General features: G+C 47.0%; 19 protein-coding genes. 3 read left to right on the top strand and 16 right to left on the bottom strand.

The window, feature by feature from the left end; all coding sequences use genetic code 11:
- Window positions 1-142: 142 nt before the first annotated feature.
- Window positions 143-1,363: an IS4 family transposase gene (locus tag MHH52_RS03400; RefSeq protein ID WP_340006648.1), complete on the top strand. Its 1,221-nt coding sequence runs from the start codon at window positions 143-145 to the stop codon at window positions 1,361-1,363.
- Between the two features lie 145 nt (window positions 1,364-1,508).
- On the opposite strand, the gene MHH52_RS03395 is transcribed toward MHH52_RS03400, so the two are convergent.
- The 7 genes from MHH52_RS03395 to MHH52_RS03365 all read right to left on the bottom strand — a co-directional run bounded on the left by MHH52_RS03395 (window position 1,509) and on the right by MHH52_RS03365 (window position 6,909).
- Window positions 1,509-1,664: a hypothetical protein gene (locus MHH52_RS03395; protein WP_340006646.1), complete on the bottom strand. Its 156-nt coding sequence runs from the start codon at window positions 1,662-1,664 to the stop codon at window positions 1,509-1,511.
- Window positions 1,665-1,738: 74 nt separating this feature from the next.
- Window positions 1,739-2,731 (bottom strand): inorganic phosphate transporter, encoded by a 993-nt coding sequence (locus MHH52_RS03390; RefSeq protein WP_313640298.1) that lies wholly within the window; start codon window positions 2,729-2,731, stop codon window positions 1,739-1,741.
- Between the two features lie 13 nt (window positions 2,732-2,744).
- Window positions 2,745-3,362 (bottom strand): DUF47 family protein, encoded by a 618-nt coding sequence (locus MHH52_RS03385; RefSeq protein ID WP_313640297.1) that lies wholly within the window; start codon window positions 3,360-3,362, stop codon window positions 2,745-2,747.
- 202 nt (window positions 3,363-3,564) lie between these two features.
- Window positions 3,565-4,665 carry a DUF3048 domain-containing protein gene (locus tag MHH52_RS03380; protein WP_340006645.1) on the bottom strand — a complete coding sequence of 367 codons (1,101 nt, stop codon included), beginning with the start codon at window positions 4,663-4,665 and terminating at the stop codon, window positions 3,565-3,567.
- A 151-nt stretch (window positions 4,666-4,816) separates the two neighbouring features.
- The gene (locus MHH52_RS03375) at window positions 4,817-5,593 is read right to left on the bottom strand and encodes a class III extradiol ring-cleavage dioxygenase (RefSeq protein ID WP_340006643.1); all 777 of its coding nucleotides are present in this window, start codon (window positions 5,591-5,593) and stop codon (window positions 4,817-4,819) included.
- Between the two features lie 85 nt (window positions 5,594-5,678).
- Window positions 5,679-6,509: an alpha/beta fold hydrolase gene (locus MHH52_RS03370; RefSeq protein WP_340006641.1), complete on the bottom strand. Its 831-nt coding sequence runs from the start codon at window positions 6,507-6,509 to the stop codon at window positions 5,679-5,681.
- Between the two features lie 196 nt (window positions 6,510-6,705).
- Window positions 6,706-6,909 (bottom strand): hypothetical protein, encoded by a 204-nt coding sequence (locus tag MHH52_RS03365; RefSeq protein WP_340006640.1) that lies wholly within the window; start codon window positions 6,907-6,909, stop codon window positions 6,706-6,708.
- Window positions 6,910-7,092: 183 nt separating this feature from the next.
- On the opposite strand from MHH52_RS03365, the gene MHH52_RS03360 reads away from it, so the two are divergent.
- Both MHH52_RS03360 and MHH52_RS03355 read left to right on the top strand, forming a co-directional pair.
- Window positions 7,093-7,758 carry a DUF1129 family protein gene (locus MHH52_RS03360; RefSeq protein ID WP_340006638.1) on the top strand — a complete coding sequence of 222 codons (666 nt, stop codon included), beginning with the start codon at window positions 7,093-7,095 and terminating at the stop codon, window positions 7,756-7,758.
- A 141-nt stretch (window positions 7,759-7,899) separates the two neighbouring features.
- Complete coding sequence (locus tag MHH52_RS03355; protein ID WP_313640292.1) at window positions 7,900-8,841, top strand: hypothetical protein; 942 nt, start codon at window positions 7,900-7,902, stop codon at window positions 8,839-8,841.
- An 85-nt stretch (window positions 8,842-8,926) separates the two neighbouring features.
- On the opposite strand, the gene ilvA is transcribed toward MHH52_RS03355, so the two are convergent.
- The 9 genes from ilvA to purQ all read right to left on the bottom strand — a co-directional run bounded on the left by ilvA (window position 8,927) and on the right by purQ (window position 21,815).
- Complete coding sequence (gene ilvA, locus MHH52_RS03350) at window positions 8,927-10,189, bottom strand: threonine ammonia-lyase IlvA (protein ID WP_313640291.1); 1,263 nt, start codon at window positions 10,187-10,189, stop codon at window positions 8,927-8,929.
- 161 nt (window positions 10,190-10,350) lie between these two features.
- Entirely contained in the window at window positions 10,351-11,646 is a 1,296-nt protein-coding gene (locus MHH52_RS03345; RefSeq protein WP_313640290.1) for an SEC-C metal-binding domain-containing protein, read from the bottom strand.
- 286 nt (window positions 11,647-11,932) lie between these two features.
- Entirely contained in the window at window positions 11,933-13,198 is a 1,266-nt protein-coding gene (gene purD, locus MHH52_RS03340) for a phosphoribosylamine--glycine ligase (RefSeq protein WP_313640289.1), read from the bottom strand.
- Between the two features lie 24 nt (window positions 13,199-13,222).
- Window positions 13,223-14,770 (bottom strand): bifunctional phosphoribosylaminoimidazolecarboxamide formyltransferase/IMP cyclohydrolase, encoded by a 1,548-nt coding sequence (gene purH / locus MHH52_RS03335; RefSeq protein WP_340006634.1) that lies wholly within the window; start codon window positions 14,768-14,770, stop codon window positions 13,223-13,225.
- Between the two features lie 161 nt (window positions 14,771-14,931).
- Entirely contained in the window at window positions 14,932-15,549 is a 618-nt protein-coding gene (purN, locus tag MHH52_RS03330) for a phosphoribosylglycinamide formyltransferase (RefSeq protein ID WP_340009480.1), read from the bottom strand.
- On the bottom strand, window positions 15,549-16,589 hold the full coding sequence (purM, locus tag MHH52_RS03325; protein WP_313640286.1) for a phosphoribosylformylglycinamidine cyclo-ligase: 1,041 nt from the start codon (window positions 16,587-16,589) through the stop codon (window positions 15,549-15,551). Before purM ends, purN begins: the two co-directional genes overlap by 1 nt.
- Before the next feature lie 831 nt (window positions 16,590-17,420).
- On the bottom strand, window positions 17,421-18,917 hold the full coding sequence (purF, locus tag MHH52_RS03320; RefSeq protein ID WP_340006633.1) for an amidophosphoribosyltransferase: 1,497 nt from the start codon (window positions 18,915-18,917) through the stop codon (window positions 17,421-17,423).
- Window positions 18,902-21,148, bottom strand: a complete 2,247-nt coding sequence (gene purL / locus MHH52_RS03315; RefSeq protein WP_340006632.1) for a phosphoribosylformylglycinamidine synthase subunit PurL — start codon at window positions 21,146-21,148, stop codon at window positions 18,902-18,904. Before purL ends, purF begins: the two co-directional genes overlap by 16 nt.
- Window positions 21,126-21,815 carry a phosphoribosylformylglycinamidine synthase subunit PurQ gene (purQ, locus tag MHH52_RS03310; protein ID WP_042124034.1) on the bottom strand — a complete coding sequence of 230 codons (690 nt, stop codon included), beginning with the start codon at window positions 21,813-21,815 and terminating at the stop codon, window positions 21,126-21,128. Before purQ ends, purL begins: the two co-directional genes overlap by 23 nt.
- Window position 21,816 lies beyond the last annotated feature (1 nt).

Raw genomic sequence — 21,816 nt, 5'->3', positions numbered from 1 at the left:
CAAACCTGACATGAGAAAAATGGATAAAATAATTACCATATTATGAATATAATGGTGTCTTTTCTCTGGTAGTCCATAAAAAAATCCCCTAATGTTAAGGAATAGGCAGGTTACCCATTTCCTCATCAAAAGGAGAATTCGCATGGGTATCGTACCAGACCAAACCGTTATTAGTCAATGTCTTCAATTGTTAGATTTACCAGAAACACTCTGTGACATCTTAGATTATCGGGCTCAAAAGCTTACCGTTCGCGGCGCAATTTTTCTTTTCATCGAAGCTCAATTAGCTCGGCGTGAAGAGCCTATTGCCATAGAAGAGCATTTACGTTCTAATGAAAATTTGCAGGCTCTAGTAGGAACAACATCAATTAGCGCCTCCCGTTTCTCACGTAAATTGAACGAATTACCTACGTTTCTGCTTCAGTACGCTTTTCAAGAAATCAATCGACGTATTGCACAGACTTTGCGAGAATCATCCCATGTACAAGTGCGAGATTTAAAAAAGCTAACGATCATCGACTCCACCACCATCTCTTTACCTAACTTTCACGGTCAGTGGGCCTACTGCAGTAAAAAGCAAAATAGCGTAAAAATGCATACCTACCTCTGCGCAGATTTTCCGGATATGGCTTATCCAAGCAAAGTTATTTTATCGACGGGAGCTGTAGCTGACTCGGAAGTGACGATCGAACTTCTCACAGATAAAAACACAACCTATGTGATGGATCGTGGATACATTAACTATGCTTTTTTCAAGAAATGGGCAGAAGCAGAAATTCGTTTTGTTGCGCGAATACAGACAAATAGCAAGACGAAAGTTATCCATGAACGGCCTATTCTAGAAGAAGACTACGGTCTTTTACGAGACGCCGATGTCGAAATGGTGGTTCCTAAGGAGCCTGATCAAAAAGTAACACTGCGATTGGTTGAATTCAAAGATGATAAAGGCCGACTCTATCGCGTGGTTACAACAAGGTGGGAGATCTCGGCACGAGAAATCGCAAACTTGTACCGAGATCGCTGGATGATCGAGCTTTTCTTCAAATGGATGAAGCAGCACCTTCATCTAGCTAAGTTATACAGTTACAAACCCGATGCTGTATGGAACCAAATCTACATGACACTTTTGGCCTACGGCCTATGCATCCTAGTAAAGTTGCAAACGAAAACAACAAAAAGTACATGGGAAGTGCTAAAGTTAGTTCGCATTTACGTGATGGAGAGCTGGGAAAAATTTCTTGTGGCTTTAAGCAGGCAACCCGCCCGAAGTTCGAAAGGACGTCAAAAGAAGAAAAAGAGTGGGCGGCCTCGTATTCATCCCATCAAGAAAAAAGCGCTGAAAAAGATACTTGAACAGATCTAAATACAATTGAAGTATATATTTGAAAAAAATGGTGATTTGTCTATGTGTATTTGACTGTTACTGTTTTTTCTCTTCTTCGATAAAAGATAACTGTAAAAATATCCCTTATTTATTTTGACGCGCTGATGTCAGCTTTTTTGCAAGGCTAGTGGTTCATTTCCCCTCCAGCGCCCAATTCCGTCATTTCTACGGGATTTATACCGTTCTCTCCCCAATAGAGGGAAGCGTCGATCGCTGGAGCAACAAAATCCTTCCTTCCTTCCTTCCTTCCTTCTGTCTGTCCATCCGTTCGTCCATTCATCTCCCCCACCACCCACACAACAAAAAAAGATGTCCGCAGCCATAGGCTAACTGACATCTTTTTATTAAAGGGATTTAAAAAATGATTTTGAAAATCAGACCAGCTAATACCGCACTGATTGGAATCGTGATAAACCAAGTGATTACAATACGTCCGGCTACTCCCCATTTCACTGCGGAGAACCGTTTCGCGGAGCCAACACCCAAGATCGCCGAAGTGATCGCATGAGTTGAGCTGACTGGCAAATGTAACAGCGTTGCGGTGAAAATAACAGAAGCCGCGGAAATATCGGCCGCGAAGCCGTTGATCGGTTCGATTTTGAAAATCTTCGTTCCCATGGTCTTGATAATCTTCCAGCCACCAATGGAGGTACCGAGCGCCATAGCCGTAGCTGCAGCCACTTTAACCCACAGTGGGATAAAATCCATATTCTCTTGGTGTCCCGAAGTTACGAGGGCAAAGGTAATGATCCCCATCGCCTTCTGCGCATCATTCGTACCATGAGTAAACGATTGTAATGCTGCCGTCACAACCTGCATAGAGCGGAAGCCCTTGTTAACCGAGTGCGGACTGCGTTTTGCAAAAATCCATTTCAAGATCGTCATGATAATATAACCGATAACAAATGCAATCAGTGGGGAGAAAATTAACCCCTCGACGATTTCAACGAAACCACTCCAGTTGATATAGGACGAACCTGCTCCAACATATACCGCACCAGCCATAGCACCGATCAGCGCGTGTGAGGAGGAGGAGGGAATCCCGAGCCACCAAGTGATCAAATTCCAAATAATCGAAGCAATCAGCGTTGCTATTATGATATCAAGACCGTTATCCAGTATGGTGGGGTCTGTGATACTTCCGCCGATCTTTTTGGCTACGCCCGTAAACATCAAAGCTCCGACAAAGTTCATCGTAGCTGCCATTATAATAGCTGTACGAGGTTTTAACGCACGTGTAGAGACAGCGGTAGCAATTGCGTTGGCTGTATCATGGAATCCATTAATAAAGTCGAATGCAAGTGCGAGAAATATAACTATTCCAAGAATCCATATCGATGTTTCCATATTCTAGTGCCCCTTATGAGTTGCGCATGATGATCGATTCCAGCATGTTGGCTACATCTTCACATTTATCTGTAGTAGTCTCGAGCCGCTCATATAATTCTTTACGCTTAATCAGCTCAATCGGGTCTTTAACGGTTTCAAACAAAGCTTTAGTACAAATACGAAGCACTTCGTCCCCTTGATTCTCAAGGTCATTCAGACGGATCGTATATTCACGAATCGCCAGCAACTTCTTCTGGGAGAGCAAATGAACCGCTTTTTGGATTTCATAGGCACTCTGACGAAGGATTTCGGCGAATTGTACAATGTATTCATCCGGGTCCAGCAGGTTGTACATATAGAAACGTGAGGCAGATGCCTCCAAGCCATCAATGACATCATCCATGCTTGTAATCAAGTCCATAATGTCGTCACGTTCAAGTGGCGTAATGAACGTCTTGTTCAATTCCTTAATTACGGTGTGCGTGTAGGTATCACATTGGGATTCGTACTTCTTCATCTCTGCAGCGAAATTATCGACATTATTCCGGAGATCAGTGATATTTTGAGCAAAATAATCTGCAGCTTGGACAATCGTATCCGCCATATTTTCTAGCGTCTCAAAGAATATGTCCTTTTTTCTCAACTTCATTGTTTTAAACCCCTTTACATAATATTACCATGAGTACAGAGCCACCCATATGTAAAAAGCATGAAAATGAATGACAACCCTTGTTATCTTAACATATCCGTAGAAGGTATAGAAGCTATAGAAATGAACTTTTTCACACTCTATTAACACTTACCCTTAATTCCGAACACAAATCTGCATATGACTGGATATTCCGACTTTCTTAGGTTGCACTATCTACCCCGCCGTATACCACATGACTGCTAAATGAAGGTGCATTAGGGACGACCAAAATATGGGTGATTCCTGGATACATCAGCGCCTCTTTGCCATCCTCTTTTACAAACCGGATCACATCATCTGGCTCACGCGACCATCTACCCTTCGTGACCTGTCCCCGCTGAAAGAGTAGCGCTTCCCCGCCAAGCTCCACATCAACCTGAATTCTTCCAACATCATCAAGCACTTTATGATCGGCTCCCATCACCATCACATTTGCCGCTTCTACTGGCTTATCGTTATTCAGATCCAAATGCGGCTTGCCATTCACATAACGCTGATAGGTCTGGTGCTGAGTATCGTATTTATAGTCAATTTTATAACTTTTAAGTAAGAAGTTTACGCTAAATTCAGCGGCTTGCACTCCGCCTGTTGGTATGTAATTTGGATTGTTAAAAAGATACCCCGGCACCTTCACACTTTTCGCAAACCCGAGCTTCTCGGCACCTTCCCGCAGCTTTGCTGCATTACTATAGAGATTATGGGGAGCTTTACGTGCTTTGTCCCGCCAGAAATAGGCTCCGGCACGACCGATCTCGTCCATATCTGCTTTTTTCTCTTTTTGCAAAATCGCATAAGCCGCCGGACTCCCTCCGGCATGCACTGTCACACCACCGTAGCTCTCGCCAATATCCAGCAGATAGGGGCGGATACTGCGAATAGGTCCGATTTTGACCACTCCAGTATGGCTCTGAAAAATACCAATCAACCGCGTGATGCCACCTTCAGCAAGGATCTCATACAAAATATCCGCTTCACTTACCCCCGACTGTGGCCGGGCAGCTGGAGCATTATTAATCATAACGGCCAAGGGACGTGGGAGACTGTCTTTAGAAACCGGAAGACCTGTCAATCCAGATACGAGCTCAGCAGATGGATCTGTAGTAGGCGATGGTTGGATAGTTTCAATAGGCGCAGGATCTGCGGTGGGTTGCTGTGTCGGGGCAATTTCATTATTGGCACTCTGTGTTCCGCAAGCGGAGAGCAATAAGGTAGTCAGTACAATGGCAGATAGCAGACGGGAAGAAGAGCAATTTACTTTCATCAGCTTGTAGTTCCTCCTAAACTTTTATGTATCTTAACTGGTTTCTTCCATTTAATCACAGCCAGTCCCATTTGTCTTGATCAGCTTGTCCCTCTTTGCATTAAAAAGGGTGCAGCCGATCTCGGCTGCACCCTGCATGTATCTTATCCATTTAGTCTAGCTTCCAGCAATTGAGGCTTAATGTCCCGTATTGGTACTCTTGAAATTTCCGTTCTGCCTTCCTGCTGCCATCCGCTGTTCCCATCGCATAAAAGAGAGGTGCAAAATGCTCTCTTCCGTAAGATGGAACCGCATCTCGTACATGCGGAGCTTTTTTCTCATAAGCAAACAGTGAAGGCAAATCCCAGGATTCTAAACCCTTGGCAATCCACGCATCGAATTCAAGCGCCCACTCTTCAGGCTGATCACTTTCATTAAGCATCCGCAAATTGTGAACAAGTCCACCGCTTCCTATCAGCAGTATGCCTTCGTCACGCAGAGGGGCTAGCATCCGCCCGATATTGTACTGCTCCTTGGGAGAACGCAGCGAATCGACGGATAAAGCGACTACTGGAATATCGGCTTGCGGAAATATTTTTTTCAGTATCACCCAGACTCCATGATCGAGTCCTCGCCCCAGAACGGGCTGATGTGAAAGATTGTTACCCTTGAAGAGCTCAGAAATCCGCCTGGTGAGAGCCGGATCGCCTGGGGCTGGATAGGTCAGCGTGTACATTTCTTCAGGGAATCCGTAGAAGTCGTGTTGAGTCTCATGCTGCTCGTCAATGGTGAGTAGCTGTTCGGGGCTATCCCAGTGCGCTGAGAATACTACTATCCCCCGTGGCGTCTCTAGTTCTTGACCAAGTCGCTCCAGAAAACGGGTATACTCGTTATCCTCCAGTGCGAGGAGCGGAGAACCGTGCGCGATAAAAAATGACGGTAATTTCATAGGATGCCAACCTCCATAACCCAGTATATGGTGTGCATCTTTATTTTACCGCTTATTTCAAGTTATTGCGAGTAAAGACCATCACCTATATCATCCAATTTTGCCACTCTGTCTGCACATGCTCCTGCTCGTTCATCCACTCTCTTGTCCGCTTAAGCAGTTGCTGCTGTGCTGGCCCAGAAGAAAAGGTATGATCGCCTTGAAAAATGATCTCTTTATCGCAACGTCCCTCAGGGCGCGTCCAGAATAATTTTTGATAAAGAAAAGCGTAATCCACGGGGATGACATCGTCAGACGTACCATGAATTACGAGTACATCACCGCTGAATTTGCTAGCCTCTTGGAAGGGCTGGAAGGCTGCCAAAGAATTGAAATACACCGGCGTGAAGGAGTAGCCCACGTAATCCGCTGATCCATTTTTCACCGATCGATCATACGCATCCCGTCCTACGATCTTCACAATATCATTGAAGGGGTATCCCACGGAGGCCCAGAGCACGAGATTCTTTACGCAACGGTCACGAATACTTGTCAGTAGCGCAACCGCGCCACCCAGGCTGTGGCCAATGAGCGTCACACGCTGTGGATCCACATCAGCAGAGCTAATTCCGTAATCGAGCACAGCTCTAGTCTGGGCGATCATCGACTCCATATCCTCACCGCCGTAATTACCACTGCTCTCGCCGCAGCCCGCATAATCAAAACGAATGACCATATACCCGTCTTGCGCCAGCTCACGCGCGGCTTTGACAAAGATACGATCAGTTCCAATCCGGTTACCGACAAACCCATGGCAGATTACAGCTAATGGCAATCTGTCCTTGCAACGTGTGGAAGTTCCCTTCTCTTTAATCGGATAATGGATGCTCGCTGTCAATTCTTCGCCGTTATGCCGAATTACAATATTCCGTTCCATTGCCGTAACCTCCTATATTTAAAATTTATTTTAATTTATTAGAATTCCGATTAACTTAGTGTGAATTATATTCTTATTATAAGGTTTTCGTTCTTATTGTCAACAGGAAAGGGACAGTAGAACGTCAAACAGCCAGTCTCCAAATTACGAAGGCTGGCTGTTTTTCAAACTCATGATGAGCTTCCAGGGTCGTCAATCAATCGTAGCTGTCGTTAAACATCCCATGGGTTTCTTGACTGCCTTCCCAATCGTTAAGCACACCCTCTGCTCCAGCTTCTTCCGTAGAATCCCACATGCTGAATCCATCGGAGCCGCCCCAATCCCCCATTGAATTATTGGGCTTAGGCTCGAAACCGTTGCCCATGAATCTTCCTTGTTCTTTCTTGTTCTCATGTTCCATAAAGCTCCCAACCTTTCCCAAAGCTATATTGATCAAGCAACAACATTATCAGTGTTCACTCTTATAAAAGGATTATGCATAGGAAAATAGAAATGCTTGTCCTTGCGCAGACCTGTCAGGCAAACGTATACTCTAGGTTAAAGACTATACCGATTAACACTACTGGAGGTTTACATCCATATTATGAAAGTGAAAGATATGATTAAGGAAAATAACGCCCTGCGTGAGCAGATGACGCCTTTCAATCGGTCATATTTTGAAGATATGATCCTAACGATGCGGGCCAGTCGGGTAGAAGCACTCCGCGCAGAGGAACTTTTACTGGATGCAGCCAAGTTGCTTCTGAAAGAACAACGTAAAGGGAAAAATGCTAAACAGGTATTTGGCGAGAATCCGGATGATTATTTTAAAGAGATCATAGACAGTGTTCCTACACGCCCAGCGCGCAGCAAATGGAACTATTACTTGATGATTCCCTGCGCAGCTCTGACTTGCCTTTTCGGGATATTAGCTATAGGTGGGCTTTTCTTGCAATGGACTACCGGATCACCCGGGATGTTCGAACAGATCAGCCTCTTCACACTCTTCGCAGTGGGGGCAGGCTCCATTATCTTGATCGAACTCATTATGAAATGGATTTCCTCCTTGTCTGAGAACGATGCACCTAAAGCCAAACCATTTGATATCAAGGGCCTTGGCATCTATATCGCAATCGCCGTAGTTGCCATATTCATTGGCATATTCCTTGATCGATTGTTTCCGGTCATTACATTATCCCCATGGGTAAGCTTAATTCTTTTCCTCATCGGAGGAATTGGACTAAAGTTTATATTTTTCAAACAAGAATAAACGACGTTGTCGTCTATTAAAGACGATAACCGTTTCTCGTAGAAATATAAGGATATTATAGTTGCACAACATATAAATTCTTATATTTAAATAAATGTTATGCTCCACCCGCATTCCATTCGATAGACAGGGGGAACTTCCATGATTAAGAAGCAATATATTCTTTATTCTGTTCTAGCAGTTACATTGGGACTAGGCGTTGTACCTATGGGAACGATTCGCGCTGAAGGCGCTGTCAGCCCTCCTGTGGGAGGCGCTAAGGCAAATCCCCTTACAGCTAACAATAATCATGCGGAGGCTGTCTATAAAGCTGCACTACCGTTGCTGTCTTCCTCTGGCAAGTTACCCGAAGCCATTAAGTATTTGAACACCAATATGTATGCGGTTGGTTCATATCGTGCAACGATGATGACACTGAAGCTTGAGAATCTGCACAAGGCGGCGCTTCAGGTATGGGAGAGTAAATTCAGTACCAGCGATGTTCAGCGGAAGCTCACCGCCATATATAAGGCTGACTCTAGCATGAAGACCCTTGCCGATACCTCTCAAGATCTCACACTGCGTACGCTGCTGAAGAGTGCCAGCGAAAGTGGATATAAACTGGAGACTGCGGAGGGCACTTTTTTCCCGGTGATTGATTACGGGGCCTACCGCAAATATAAACTTTACGTCACCAATGATATCAGCGCTTATATATCAATCATGGCCACTGAATCTGATCTGCCCTCCTCCAAGGACAACGGGCTAGTCATTGCTTGGACCGAGGTAGCTGCGCGTGCACTATCTCAAGAACAATTTATTCAAAATCATCCGAAATCGAACCGAATTTCTGCCGTGAAATCCTTATACTCTATGTATGTTAATAATACGTTCTACGGTCAGAACAACACGCCCCTCTTCCATTATGACAATCTAGAGATGGACCTGGAGGCGCAGAAAGCCTACTCCGGCATTCTGACCAAGAATAACGACAGCAGTCCATTCCTGCAAAAACTAGATGGCTTCATGAAATTGATGAAGGACAAAGATTATAAATTAAACGATGAAGTCGAGCAGTACCGTAAGACTACATTGCCACTCTAGTGTGACACATAAAAGGCCCGCCCCATTCGTTCTGGGACGGGCCTTTCTATGTTCATTAACGGAATGATTAAAGTGATGAAAGAAATTAGATAAGGATGTTAAAGAGATTGGAATCCTTATTGATCTCTACATAATCGACGCCCTTCTGCTGCATCCGTTCGATGAGAGGTTCATAGGCTTCCGTTGACAATAATTCAATGCCTACAAGCGCTGGACCATTCTCTTTATCATGCTTCTTGATATACTCGAACCGGGTAATATCATCGTGAGGCCCAAGGATTTCGGCCAAGAACTCACGCAGGGCACCTGCCCGTTGTGGGAAGTTGACCATGAAGTAGTGCTTTAAGCCTTCGTATATCAGTGAACGCTCTTTGATCTCCTGCATACGGTCAATATCATTGTTACCACCGCTAATGATACAGACGACCGTCTTGCCGCGGATTTGATCACGGTATTGATCAAGTGCAGCGATAGGTAAAGAACCCGCTGGCTCAACCACTATAGCATTCTCGTTATACAGTTCCAGAATGGTGGTACAAGCTTTGCCTTCAGGCACCATCACGATGTCATCCAGATGGCGGGAACAAATATCATAAGTCAGTCCACCGACGCGCTTTACAGCCGCTCCGTCTACGAACTTGTTAATTTCTTTTAGAGTTACCACTTCGCCAAGCTTGATCGCTTCAGTCATTGAAGCGGCTCCCAGCGGTTCCACGCCAATCAACTTAGTGGATGGACTCACCGTCTTCACATAAGTGGCTATTCCAGCCGCCAGGCCGCCCCCACCAATCGTTACGAACATAAAATCAGCAGGATTGTCCAGACTCTCCATCACTTCCATCGCAATCGTTCCATTACCTGCAATAATTCTCGGCTCATCAAATGGGTGGATTAACGTCATACCATGATCTATACAAGCTTGTAGCGCTTCATCATAAGCATCATCGAAGGTATCACCCTTCAGAATGACCTCAACAAACTCGCCACCGAACCGCCGAACTTGCTTAACCTTCTGGTTAGGTGTAGTGCTTGGCATATAGACCTTACCCTTAATTCCAAGTGCCTTACAGGAATAGGCTACACCTTGTGCATGATTTCCTGCACTCGCGCAGACAATCCCCTTAGCTCTATCTTCTGCAGATAAACTACGAATCATATTATAAGCTCCGCGGATTTTGAAAGAACGGACAATCTGCAAATCCTCGCGCTTCAAATATACATTGCAATCATACTTGGCCGACAGTACGGCGTCACGTTGTAGTGGAGTCCGGATAATGACCTCCCGCAGTACGTGATGAGCCCGCACTATATCTTCCATTCCTACGATTCGATCTTCCTCTTCTCTCATAACCCTCTCGCCTCACTATCATCTATTCATTCTACTTCTTGTAACATACTCTCCCAAGGACATTTTTTCAAGCATTGTCCGCTGTACGCAATACAAAAAAGAGACTACAGGAATCTCCCATAGTCTCATCAAGTTCATGTACGTTCAAGATCTGTAAGCTACTAATCCTGTTGCTTCAGCATCCACTTCAGCAGATCAGGTAGGCTTGTCCACAAACGCGAGTGTACAATAACATATTCGATAGCTTCATTAGCGTCGCCCATCCCCACAAAATCCGGTAGGTTATGCGGCAATCTTTTGATCCCTAACAGATAATCCGGCACATGCTTGTTCACATTCCGCGCCACGCGGTATAGCATTTTTAGTTGGGAAGTAATCCCATTCTTCTTATATTCTAAGACCATACGGTCGTAAGCTACTGTTGCTGCAGCATCTTTTCCGAATTTCTCCAGCACATGTTCCGTCTCTGTCAGCTTGTTGCTGTAGAGGTATGCTGCGGTCAGAAGGTAACGTGCACCTGTGTTATCTTCTGGGTTAAGCGCTAAAATATGCTCAAGCGTCTTTGCGGCTTCTTCCGCATTTCCGCTAAACCAGCAAGAGTCAGCGTAGCTTTTGCAGATTCGAATGTATGAACGCGTCTCGTGGAGGCCCCAGAAAAGTCCTTTGTTCTCAGCGAAAAAGGCTTCTCCCAGCTCGCGTTCACCCGCATCCATCCCTGCTTTCAGAAAAGCACGGGCATCTGTTTCGTTCTCTGCTTCCTCAGCCAAAATGAGATACGCATCCGGACTGTCCGGATAGACCTCTAGTGCAGCTTCAGCTAACTGTATCCGACGCTTGGAAGAGTTGGTTTCCATCGCCTTTTGCAATAGCGCCTGCTCCTGATCCTTCGGACTGCCTGAGACATTCAGCAAAAGTAATTCTTCCTCCGCACCGCCCATACCATATTCCTCAATATAATTGAGCATCTCTTTGACTTTTCTAGAGATGGTAGGCGTAGTAACCTCATGTTTGGTAGCAAGATCCGCTTGTGTTAGTGAGAAGCCATATTCTTCAGACAAAATAAATTCGATCGCCGCGCAGAATGAGCCCATTTTCTTCACAGCAGGCTTAGTCTTACGGGAATAACCATTCCAAAGAACAAGAGCTTCCCAAATAAGCTCTCTATCATAGCTTTCTCTCATGCTCTCAATAAGGTGCAGTGCCAGTTGTTCATGTGCTGGATGCTCCCATTTCAGATCACGTGCAACCATCTTTTTGAGTTTAGCTAGGGTAAGTTTAGCTTCAGGGCGTACCGCGGATTCCGGCTTCTCAGCCACAGTCTCGCTTGTTGCCGCTTCTTCCTTTGTTACAAGTTGCATGATGGACTCTATTGCAGAAGTTTCTTTACCAAGACAGCATTTCTTATATTTTTTCCCGCTTCCGCAAGGACACATGTCATTTCTTCCAATCTTACTCAAAACGAATTCCTCCTTAAATCTGTGAGTAGCCATTCGCCATAAGCGTATCGCTAGTATGCACTATAAGTATCATCATTTCCAGGCACGAGGCATCCTTTAAAAGGTTACTTCACAAAGTCTGAAGGACTCCGATTTAAAAGGGCCTTCCCATGATCGGAAAGACCCTTATCTGTATATATCCGCACATTTTCCCCCGTACGTGTAGTATTATAGCACTTCTTCTATCACTTGTCAGTCCTTTTTTAGGACTTTAAGCGCAAAAAATGCTAGATACAGTTCTTTATCCTTATACCAAAGCTTTCATAGCGATGTCGCTGCGGCTTTGTTTCCCAGAAAAAGAAATCCCTTCAGCCCTAGCGTAAGCTGCAGCACGAGCTTCAGCAATCGTGGCACCCAGGCCTACCACGCCCAATACCCGACCGCCATTCGTTAGCCAGCTTCCGTCTTCACCACGTGCCGTACCGGCATGGAAGATTAGCCCTCCTTGGCTATCTTCAAGCCCTTCAATCGGCACACCCTTTGGATAATGACCTGGATATCCTCCCGAAGCGAGAACTACGCATACAGCCGCTTCGTCGCTCCATTCAATCTCGATATTTGCAAGTCTACCCTCAGTGACCGCCAGAAAGATTTCTAGCAAGTCACTCTTGAGTCTAGGCAACACGACCTGAGTCTCGGGATCACCAAAACGAGCATTAAATTCAATCGTCTTCGGTTTACCCTCTGGAGATATCATCAGTCCCGCGAACAGTACACCGCTGAATGGACGTCCTTCGTCCACCATAGCTTTTGCTGTCGGCTTAATGATGGTCTCGATCGCTTCTTGGATAATGACCTCATCAATATGTGGTAAAGGCGAATAGGTACCCATTCCACCGGTATTAGGACCTTTATCCCCATCGAACACGGGCTTATGATCCTGAGCAGCAGCCATAGGACGTACCGTCTCTCCATCGACAAAAGCCAGAATCGACATTTCCTGACCAGCTAGAAATTCCTCAATAACAACCTGAGCACCTGCCTCACCGAATACCTTAGTAACCATAATATCAGCGAGCGCTTGCTCTGCTTCTTCCAACGAATAAGCAACTGTCACGCCTTTTCCAGCGGCCAGACCATCTGCCTTGATTACGATCGGCAGCGGTTGTTCCCGCAAGTAAGCTAGCGCAGCTTCATAATCGTCGAATTTTTCATAGGCTGCTGTCGGAATATTATATTTATGCAAAAGATCCTTCATAAAGGTTTTGCTGCCTTCGATCTCCGCCGCATTCTTGCGTGGGCCAAACACAGGAATATCCTGCGCTTCAAAAGCATCCACAATCCCAGCAGCGAGTGGATCATCTGGACCGATTACAACAAGACCTACTTCCTTCTCTTTCGCAAAAGCCGTCAGACGATCGAACTCAAATACTCCGATCGGCACACATTCGGCTAACTGCGCAATCCCGGCGTTGCCGGGTGCGCAATAGATTTTACCTGCCTTGGGGCTTTGGGATAGACTCCAAATAATCGCATGTTCCCGGCCGCCGCCGCCAACCACTAAAATATCCATCCGAATATGATCCTCCTCAGCGTTCTAGTGTTTGAAATGACGGACGCCTGTGAAGACCATTGCAATACCATACTCATTAGCGACCTTAATCGATTCTTCGTCTTTAATGGAGCCGCCTGGTTGAATAACCGCGGTGATGCCAGCTTTTGCGGCCATTTCAAGCGTATCTCCCATTGGGAAGAAAGCGTCGGAAGCGAGTACGGCTCCCTTAGACTTCTCGCCAGCTTGTTCAATTGCAATTTTAGCAGCACCCACACGGTTCATCTGTCCTGCACCAACGCCGACAGTCATATCATCAGCAGCCAGCACAATCGCATTAGATTTCACATGCTTAACTACTTTCCATCCGAACAGCAGCTGTTTCAATTCTTCTTCTGTTGGCTTGCGATCAGTAACGACTTGCAGATCATCCGCATTCACAGAATGCACATCGCTCTCCTGTACAACCATTCCTCCATCAATGGAGGTTACTACGAAACTGCTCTTACGTGCGCCAGCCGCGCTAAGATTGCCAATTTTGAGCAAACGGAGATTCTTTTTCTTCGTAAGGATTTCCAGTGCTTCATCCGTAAAGCCTGGTGCCAATACGATCTCGAGGAAAATATCTTTCAGCAGATTCGCTGTGTCTGCATCAATAATGCGGTTCGCTGCTACAATTCCGCCAAAGATGGAAGTTGGATCCGCGTTGTAAGCTTTTTGATAAGCTTCGTATACACTTTCACCCACACCTACACCACAAGGGTTCATATGTTTAATCGCTACGACAGCAGGCTCTTCGAATTCTTTCACGATTTGCAGTGCTGCGTTAGCATCGTTGATATTGTTATAGGACAATTCTTTGCCATGCAATTGCTCAGCTGCAGTGAGTGTATCCAGTGCCGCCAATGGCTTGCGATAGAAGGCCGCTTTTTGATGCGGATTCTCACCATAGCGCAGATCCTGGATTTTCTCATAAGTCACAGTGTAGCGCTCTGGTAGAGGCTCGCCAGTAACATTAGCCAAATAATCGGAAATCAAGGCATCGTAAGCCGCCGTATGACGGAACACTTTTGCCGCAAGACGTTTGCGTGTTTCAAGCGTTGTATCTCCACCTGCGAGAACCTCTTCAAGTACAGTAGCGTAGTCATTAGCATCCACCACTACACTTACAAAAGCATGGTTCTTCGCCGCAGAACGCAGCATCGTAGGTCCGCCGATATCGATATTCTCGATCGCTTCCTCGTAGGATACGTCAGGTTTTGCGATAGTTTCCGCGAACGGATACAGATTCACAACGACCAGATCGATGTAGTCCAGACCAAGCTCCTTCATTTGACGCGTGTGTTCCTCGTTATCACGAACCGCAAGCAATCCGCTGTGTACAGCAGGGTGCAAGGTTTTGACACGTCCGTCCATGATTTCTGGGAATCCTGTCACATCGGAAATACCGATGACTGGAACACCTTCTTTAGCCAAAAGCGTGCTTGTTCCACCTGTAGAGATAATTTCTACGCCTAATGCAGACAACTCGCGGCAAAAATCCACGATACCTTGTTTATCCGATACGCTGACTAGCGCTCTTTTGATACTCACTTTGAATAGTCCTCCTTCGGGTTGTACGTGCGATTTAATATGAAGAAAACCCACAACGCGACACATAACGCCGCTTATGCAATATTTCCCGAGAAATACCCTGAAACATCTCGGTCTGTCACCAAATGTCGATCCAAAACTCCGAATTGCTGCGGTGCAGCTTACTTTTCGCGGATAATCGTCTTTCTTCCACTCAGTTCCACTTTCCCGCTGGCAAAAGCTCCAACCACTTCGGGATACAATTCATACTCAACCTTATGAATGCGTTCTGCTAATGAATCCGCTGTGTCGTTATCCAACACAACTACGCTGCGCTGTGCAATAACTGGCCCGGTATCCATGCCTCCATCGACAAAATGCACAGTAACTCCTGTCAACTTCACGCCGTAATCCAGTGCTTGCTGGGTCGCATCTTTTCCCGCAAAAGCTGGCAGTAACGAAGGGTGGATGTTAATAATTCGTCCAGCATAAGGCGTCAGTAGCACCGGTGTAATGAGACGCATATAACCTGCCAGCACAATCAGCCCAATCTCCCGCCGCTGAAGCTCTGCAACAATCTCTGCTTCGTAGTCTTCACGGCTGGCGAAGTCTTTTGGCCGCAGCAAGAGGGCGGGAATTCCCGCATCCTCCGCACGCTTTGCTACAGGTGCCTCCGGCTTGTCGGATACCAGCAGCTCAATAATGCCATCACCAAGCAAGCCCGCTCTCTGTGCATCGATTAGTGCAGCAAAATTACTGCCTTGCCCAGAAGCAAAAACAGCGATTCGACTCAATTGCATCACACTTCAGCTCCAGTAAAGGTTACTTTGCGTTCCCCTTCTGTCACTTTACCGATAATATAAGCCTCTTCTCCGCTCGCTTTCAGCAGTTCAAGAGCACGTTCTCCATCAGCAGCACTAACTACCAAAACAAGTCCAATTCCCATATTAAAAGTAGTAAACATATCACGGTTGCTTACGTTACCTTTATTTTGCATCAACCCGAAGATCGGCAAAATCGGCCACGATCCGTAATTAATCTCCACATCTACACCGTCAGGCAATACGCGCGGGATGTTCTCGATGAATCCGCCACCCGTAATATGTGCCATTCCTTTTACCGGAAGCTGCTCCAGCAGTGCCAGCAAAGGCTTTACATAGATCTTAGTTGGTGCAAGAAGTACATCTACAAGCGGAGCTCCAAGCTCTGGAAGTACATCATTCAGACCATAGCCATCTTCCTCAAGCAAAAGCTTACGCACTAGCGAGAAGCCGTTACTGTGCACGCCGCTAGAAGCCAAACCAATCACTGTGTCTCCCGCTGCGATATTAGCGCCTGTTACAAGCTTCGCTTTGTCAGCTACGCCAACTGTAAATCCAGCGATATCATACTCACCTGCTGAATACATACCCGGCATTTCAGCTGTTTCGCCGCCAATCAGCGCACAGCCTGCTTGGTGACAGCCCTCTGCGATTCCTGCTACGATTGCTTCGATTTTCTCCGGCACGACTTTGTCGCAAGCCAGATAATCGAGGAAAAAGAGCGGCTCTGCGCCTTGCACTACAATATCGTTCACGCACATAGCTACAGCGTCGATCCCAATCGTGTCATGGCGATCCGCCGCGAACGCGATTTTGAGCTTTGTACCTACACCATCGGTTCCCGATACGAGCACTGGCTCTTCATACTTATCTTTATTGAGGCCGAACAATGCACCGAACCCACCTAGATCCGTCATTACTTCTGGACGGTAAGTACGTTTTACATGCTTCTTCATGCGTTCTACCGCTTCGTTGCCAGCCGCAATATCCACTCCGGCGTTTTTATAAGCTTCCGACACTTGGGACACCTCAATCTATAATAGTTTAGAGCGCTTTTGCGGGGGCATTCGGGATGACCTCTTGTTTGGTGGTTATGGGGAGTTATTACAAGGAATGTTTGGACTTCCGATCGCTGTTATGTTTGGATTTCCTGATTTAAACCGCTCTTCGCGGTAGAAATCCAAACATAAAGGCGAACGCTAACGCTTCTACAGTTCCAAACTTCCTCTCCATAACTCCCGCTAACCACCGAGGTCAACCCTACTGCAAGCCGCAGTGCGCGCCTTGCACACGGACCTCAAGACCTCGGCGCATGAGCTAAGCCATGCGCCTCCTTAGTGAAACAAGCGGGTCCCGTATTTGCGCAGCAAACAGGGACGAGCTTGGCGAGCTGCTCTTGGCGCTTAGAGCGCAGCCGAGCGCCTCCTTTAGCGAAACAAGCGGGTCCTGCATTTGCGCAGCAAACAGGGACGAGCTTGGGAAGCTGCTCTTGGCGCTTAGGGCGCAGCCGAGCGCCACCTTAGCGAGACTAGCGGGTCCTGCATTTGCGCAGCAAACAGGGACGAGCTTGGCGAGCTGCTCTTGGCGCTTAGGGCGAAGCCAAGCGCCTCCTTAGCGAGACTAGCGACGAGCTTGGCGAGCCAGTCCCGGCGGCGGTAAGCAACCGGGGGGCGGAGCGCCGTAAAGCGTGTCCCGACCGTGCGAAGCACACAGGGACAAAGCGAGCACCTGCACCCACACCCTCTTAGAAAGTTATAACAAAACTCCTACCGCCGAGCTTTCGGGTGGCCGGAGGGCAGAGCCCTTCGGAATCCCCCTTAGCAAGGGGGACTTAGGGGGATGGACCTACGCTAGCAGCCGCATCCGTCCTTCTCCGCCCCGCCAAAATCAACCTGAGTCGGGTAATCATTATCGAAGCAGGAAAGGCATAGCCCGCCTTTGTAATCATCTTTGTTATGACCACCGATGGAAGAGATTAAGCCTTCCGGCGACAAGAACGCCAAGGAATCGGCATTGATCTCTTCGCACATTTCTTCAATCGTTTTGAATGAAGCGATGAGATCGCGGCGGTCTGGGGTATCAATGCCGTAGTAGCATGGATTCTTAAACGGCGGCGATGTAATCCGCACGTGAACCTCAACGGCTCCAGCCTCACGAAGCAGGTTAACGATTCGGCGTGAAGTCGTGCCACGCACGATGGAATCATCGATCATGACGACACGTTTACCATCTACCACACTGCGCACAGCGCTTAGCTTCATTTTCACACCTTGCTCACGCAGCTCTTGACTCGGCTGGATGAAGGTCCGGCCGGTGTACTTGTTCTTAATGAGCCCAAGCTCATAAGGAATGCCCGTCTGCTCTGCATATCCAATCGCTGCCGAAATACTGGAATCCGGCACTCCAGTTACGAGGTCAGCATCTACGAAAGCTTCTAATGCCATTCGGCTACCCATCCGCTTACGAGCGGAGTGTAGGTTAGAGCCGTTCATATCACTGTCAGGGCGAGAGAAGTAGATATACTCCATCGCGCACAGCGCTTTACGTTTGGGCTCGGTAAAACGGTCCTCTAAAAGTCCATTTTTATCGAGCACGAGCAGTTCGCCAGGTTCGATATCGCGAACCAGCTGCGCTCCAATGACTTCTAAGGCGCAAGATTCGGAAGCAAAAATATAGGCATCGCCGATCCGTCCCATTACAAGCGGACGCAAACCATGAGAATCCGAAGCGACAATTAATTTGTCATTCGTCATGAGCAGAAAAGCAAACCCACCAACCAGTTGTTTTAGCGCATCCTTTGCCGCTTCAACAAAATCTTTTGGCGAACGCGCAATCAGATGCGCCAGCACTTCTGTATCACTCGTGGTTTGAAAGATCGATCCGCTTTGCTCTAGCTGTTTACGAATCAACGGTTCATTTACTATGTTACCGTTCGTAGCAATCGCCAAATCGCCGTCACGATATTTGAATACGAGCGGCTGTGCATTGGTTAAGCGACTGTCTCCACTGGTGGAATAACGTACATGCCCAATGGACATGTCTCCAACTAGTGAGGCAATTTTGTCCTTGTCGAATACTTCTTTTACTAACCCCATCCCGCGGTGATAGTTGAAATCACGACCATCTGCTACGCAGATGCCCGCACTTTCTTCCCCACGGTGCTGTAAGGCGTGCAAGCCGTAATAAGACATGGACGCCGCTTCCGGATGTCCGAAGACCCCGAAAACGCCGCATTCTTCTTTTAATGTGTCAAAAATATCTCCCGAGCCCGTTCCTTCATTGTAAAAGTCACCAGTCCACAGGATAGGAGTCTCCTGCTCTTTCCCGGTCTTTATTTCATAAGACATGGAATAGCATCCTCCCAAACGAATTTCAATTCTGCTACAGCTTCATCTAATACGGATGCACCGTCCAGATTTACGCGCAGTCTGTCTCCACCTACAGTTCCGATGATTTCCACTGGAACACCGCTGGCAGCAATCGCTGCTTTCAGCTCTTCCGCATGCTCAGGCGCTGCTGTCAGCACTATACGTGATTGGCTCTCACTGAACAATGCTACATCGGATCTAAGTCCATTAGCAGAAAGTTCAACGTTCGCACCAACGCCACCGCTGATACAACTCTCTGCAAGTGCTACGGCAAGGCCACCTTCGGACAAGTCATGTGCCGAACGCACCAGACCGCCGCGAATGGAGCTAAGCACTGCGCCAAGCAGTTTTTTCTCAGTATCTAAATCCAAAGCTGGAGGACGACCTTCGGTTACACCATGAACAGCGTATTGGAACTCACTACCACCAAGCTCAGCTTTTGTCACGCCTAGCAGAAGGATAGAGTCTCCTTCTTGTTTAAATCCTTGAGTCGTAATATGATCCGTATCCGTTACTAAACCAACCATACCGACAACCGGCGTTGGGTAGATGGATCCCGTTGTATTTTCGTTATAAAGACTGACATTCCCACCGATAACCGGAGTATCCAGCACACGACAAGCTTCAGCCATACCATCAACCGCACGTTCCATTTGCCAGAACACATCAGGTTTCTCAGGGTTTCCGAAGTTTAGGTTATCGGTAATAGCCAACGGTTCAGCACCAGAACAAACGATGTTGCGAGCCGCTTCGCTGACTGCAATACGTCCACCCACTTCAGGATCAAGATAAACGTAGCGACCGTTACAGTCCGTGGTCATCGCAAGTCCTTTACGTGTACCATGAATGGTAACTACAGCCGCATCAGATCCAGGTCGAACAGCCGTACTAGTCCGAACCATGTAATCATATTGGTTGTATACCCATGCTTTGCTTGCTACGGTTGGTGATCCAAGCACTGTACGCAGTGCGCCGCCTAGATCGGTAACTTCCGCGTAACGAAGCGTATCTACCGATTCATTTCCCACATAATAAGCAGGAACCTCAGAAGGTTTGTTATACACTGGGCACTCGTCCACGAGCGCTGTTACTGGCATGTCGCCGACAACCTCACCGTGATGATACAGCTTCAAGCGACCATCATCCGTAACTTTACCGACCTTACAGCAGATTACACCCCAGCGCTCAAAAATCTCTTGCGCCTGAGCTTCATCCTTCGGTTCAACTACGAACAACATCCGTTCTTGCGATTCCGAAAGCATCATTTCATAAGGGGTCATCCCGTCTTCACGTTGTGGTACCTGATCAAGATACAGTTCAAGACCGTTACCCGCTTTACTTGCCATCTCAGCACTAGAGCAGGTAAGTCCAGCCGCACCCATATCTTGAATCCCAATAACGATGCCGCTATCGATCAATTCCAGGCAAGATTCCATTACGAGTTTCTCCATAAATGGATCGCCTACTTGGACAGCTGTACGTTTAGCTTCTGACTCTTCACTTAGTTCCACGGATGCAAAAGTAGCCCCATGAATTCCATCACGTCCAGTAGGAGGACCTACGTAGAAGACTGGGTTCCCTACACCTTTAGCAACACCACGTTGGATTTTGTCATGATCGATCAGACCCACGCACATTGCGTTAACAAGAGGGTTGCCGTCATAACTATCATCGAACATGATTTCGCCGCCCACGGTTGGAATCCCGATACAGTTACCATAACCAGCAATACCAGACACCACATGCTCGAACAAATATTTCACGCGATCGCTTTCCAGCTTGCCGAAACGCAAGGAATTCAACAATGCGATAGGTCTAGAGCCCATGGAAAAAATATCACGAATGATGCCGCCCACGCCTGTTGCCGCACCTTGGAAAGGTTCTACCGCAGAAGGGTGGTTATGACTTTCGATTTTGAATACAACCGCTTGGTTGTCACCGATATCTACAATCCCTGCACCTTCGCCGGGTCCCATCAGGACACGCGGACCAGTAACTGGGAAACGTTTCAACAGTGGCTTAGAGTTCTTATATGCACAGTGTTCGGACCACATTACGCTGAACACACCGATTTCAGTATAGTTCGGCAAACGTCCCATAAAAGACTTGATGAGCTCATATTCGCTGTCCGACACACCGAATTGGCTGTAAATTTTCTGCTCTGCGATCTGTTCTGCGGTCGGTTCCTTAACGGATACTTGCTGCGTCATGACGATCCCTCCAAGTCTTCAGTATGGATGTAAACATCCGTTTGCCGTCCTCTGAACCAAGTAAACTATTAGCCGCGCGCTCAGGGTGAGGCATCATGCCGACTACATTACCCTGCACATTACTAACACCCGCAATATCAGCTACAGAGCCGTTTGGATTATCGCTATATGTGAACACAATCTGATTGTTAGCTTTCAATTCTGCTAAAGTCTCTTCATCACAGTAATAGTTGCCTTCACCGTGAGCGATTGGGATGATGATTTCTTCATCCTTAGCATAGTCAATAGTAAATGGGGTTTCGTTATTAACAACCTTAAGCACTGTATCATGACAACGGAACTTCATTGACATGTTACGACGCAGCGCGCCTGGCAACAAACCAGCCTCAGTAAGAATTTGGAACCCGTTGCAAATGCCTAGCACGAATTTCCCTTGCTCTGCTGCTTTAGCAACTTCAGCCATTACAGGAGCAAATCTTGAAATCGCGCCGCAACGCAGGTAATCACCATATGAGAATCCGCCAGGAACCAAAATGCAATCATACGCCGACAAATCTGTCGCTGTATGCCACACATAATCGACTGGTTCGCCGAGACTGTCCTCTACCGCCTTGTAGCAATCGATATCACAGTTAGAGCCTGGGAAGACAAGTACAGCAAATTTCATG

Source organism: Paenibacillus sp. FSL K6-0276 (assembly GCF_037977235.1).
Lineage (GTDB): Bacteria > Bacillota > Bacilli > Paenibacillales > Paenibacillaceae > Paenibacillus_AQ.
This window is presented reverse-complemented; position numbering and strand designations above follow the sequence as displayed.

Excerpts from the sequence above, each read along its gene's own strand:
- MHH52_RS03400 (WP_340006648.1), top strand. The coding sequence starts at position 143 with ATGGGTATCGTACCAGACCAAACCGTTATTAGTCAATGTCTTCAATTG.
- MHH52_RS03395 (WP_340006646.1), bottom strand. The coding sequence starts at position 1,664 with ATGAATGGACGAACGGATGGACAGACAGAAGGAAGGAAGGAAGGAAGG.
- MHH52_RS03390 (WP_313640298.1), bottom strand. The coding sequence starts at position 2,731 with ATGGAAACATCGATATGGATTCTTGGAATAGTTATATTTCTCGCACTT.
- MHH52_RS03385 (WP_313640297.1), bottom strand. The coding sequence starts at position 3,362 with ATGAAGTTGAGAAAAAAGGACATATTCTTTGAGACGCTAGAAAATATG.
- MHH52_RS03380 (WP_340006645.1), bottom strand. The coding sequence starts at position 4,665 with ATGAAAGTAAATTGCTCTTCTTCCCGTCTGCTATCTGCCATTGTACTG.
- MHH52_RS03375 (WP_340006643.1), bottom strand. The coding sequence starts at position 5,593 with ATGAAATTACCGTCATTTTTTATCGCGCACGGTTCTCCGCTCCTCGCA.
- MHH52_RS03370 (WP_340006641.1), bottom strand. The coding sequence starts at position 6,509 with ATGGAACGGAATATTGTAATTCGGCATAACGGCGAAGAATTGACAGCG.
- MHH52_RS03365 (WP_340006640.1), bottom strand. The coding sequence starts at position 6,909 with ATGGAACATGAGAACAAGAAAGAACAAGGAAGATTCATGGGCAACGGT.
- MHH52_RS03360 (WP_340006638.1), top strand. The coding sequence starts at position 7,093 with ATGAAAGTGAAAGATATGATTAAGGAAAATAACGCCCTGCGTGAGCAG.
- MHH52_RS03355 (WP_313640292.1), top strand. The coding sequence starts at position 7,900 with ATGATTAAGAAGCAATATATTCTTTATTCTGTTCTAGCAGTTACATTG.
- ilvA (WP_313640291.1), bottom strand. The coding sequence starts at position 10,189 with ATGAGAGAAGAGGAAGATCGAATCGTAGGAATGGAAGATATAGTGCGG.
- purD (WP_313640289.1), bottom strand. The coding sequence starts at position 13,198 with ATGGATATTTTAGTGGTTGGCGGCGGCGGCCGGGAACATGCGATTATT.
- purN (WP_340009480.1), bottom strand. The coding sequence starts at position 15,549 with ATGCAATTGAGTCGAATCGCTGTTTTTGCTTCTGGGCAAGGCAGTAAT.
- purF (WP_340006633.1), bottom strand. The coding sequence starts at position 18,917 with ATGTCTTATGAAATAAAGACCGGGAAAGAGCAGGAGACTCCTATCCTG.
- purL (WP_340006632.1), bottom strand. The coding sequence starts at position 21,148 with ATGACGCAGCAAGTATCCGTTAAGGAACCGACCGCAGAACAGATCGCA.
- purQ (WP_042124034.1), bottom strand. The coding sequence starts at position 21,815 with ATGAAATTTGCTGTACTTGTCTTCCCAGGCTCTAACTGTGATATCGAT.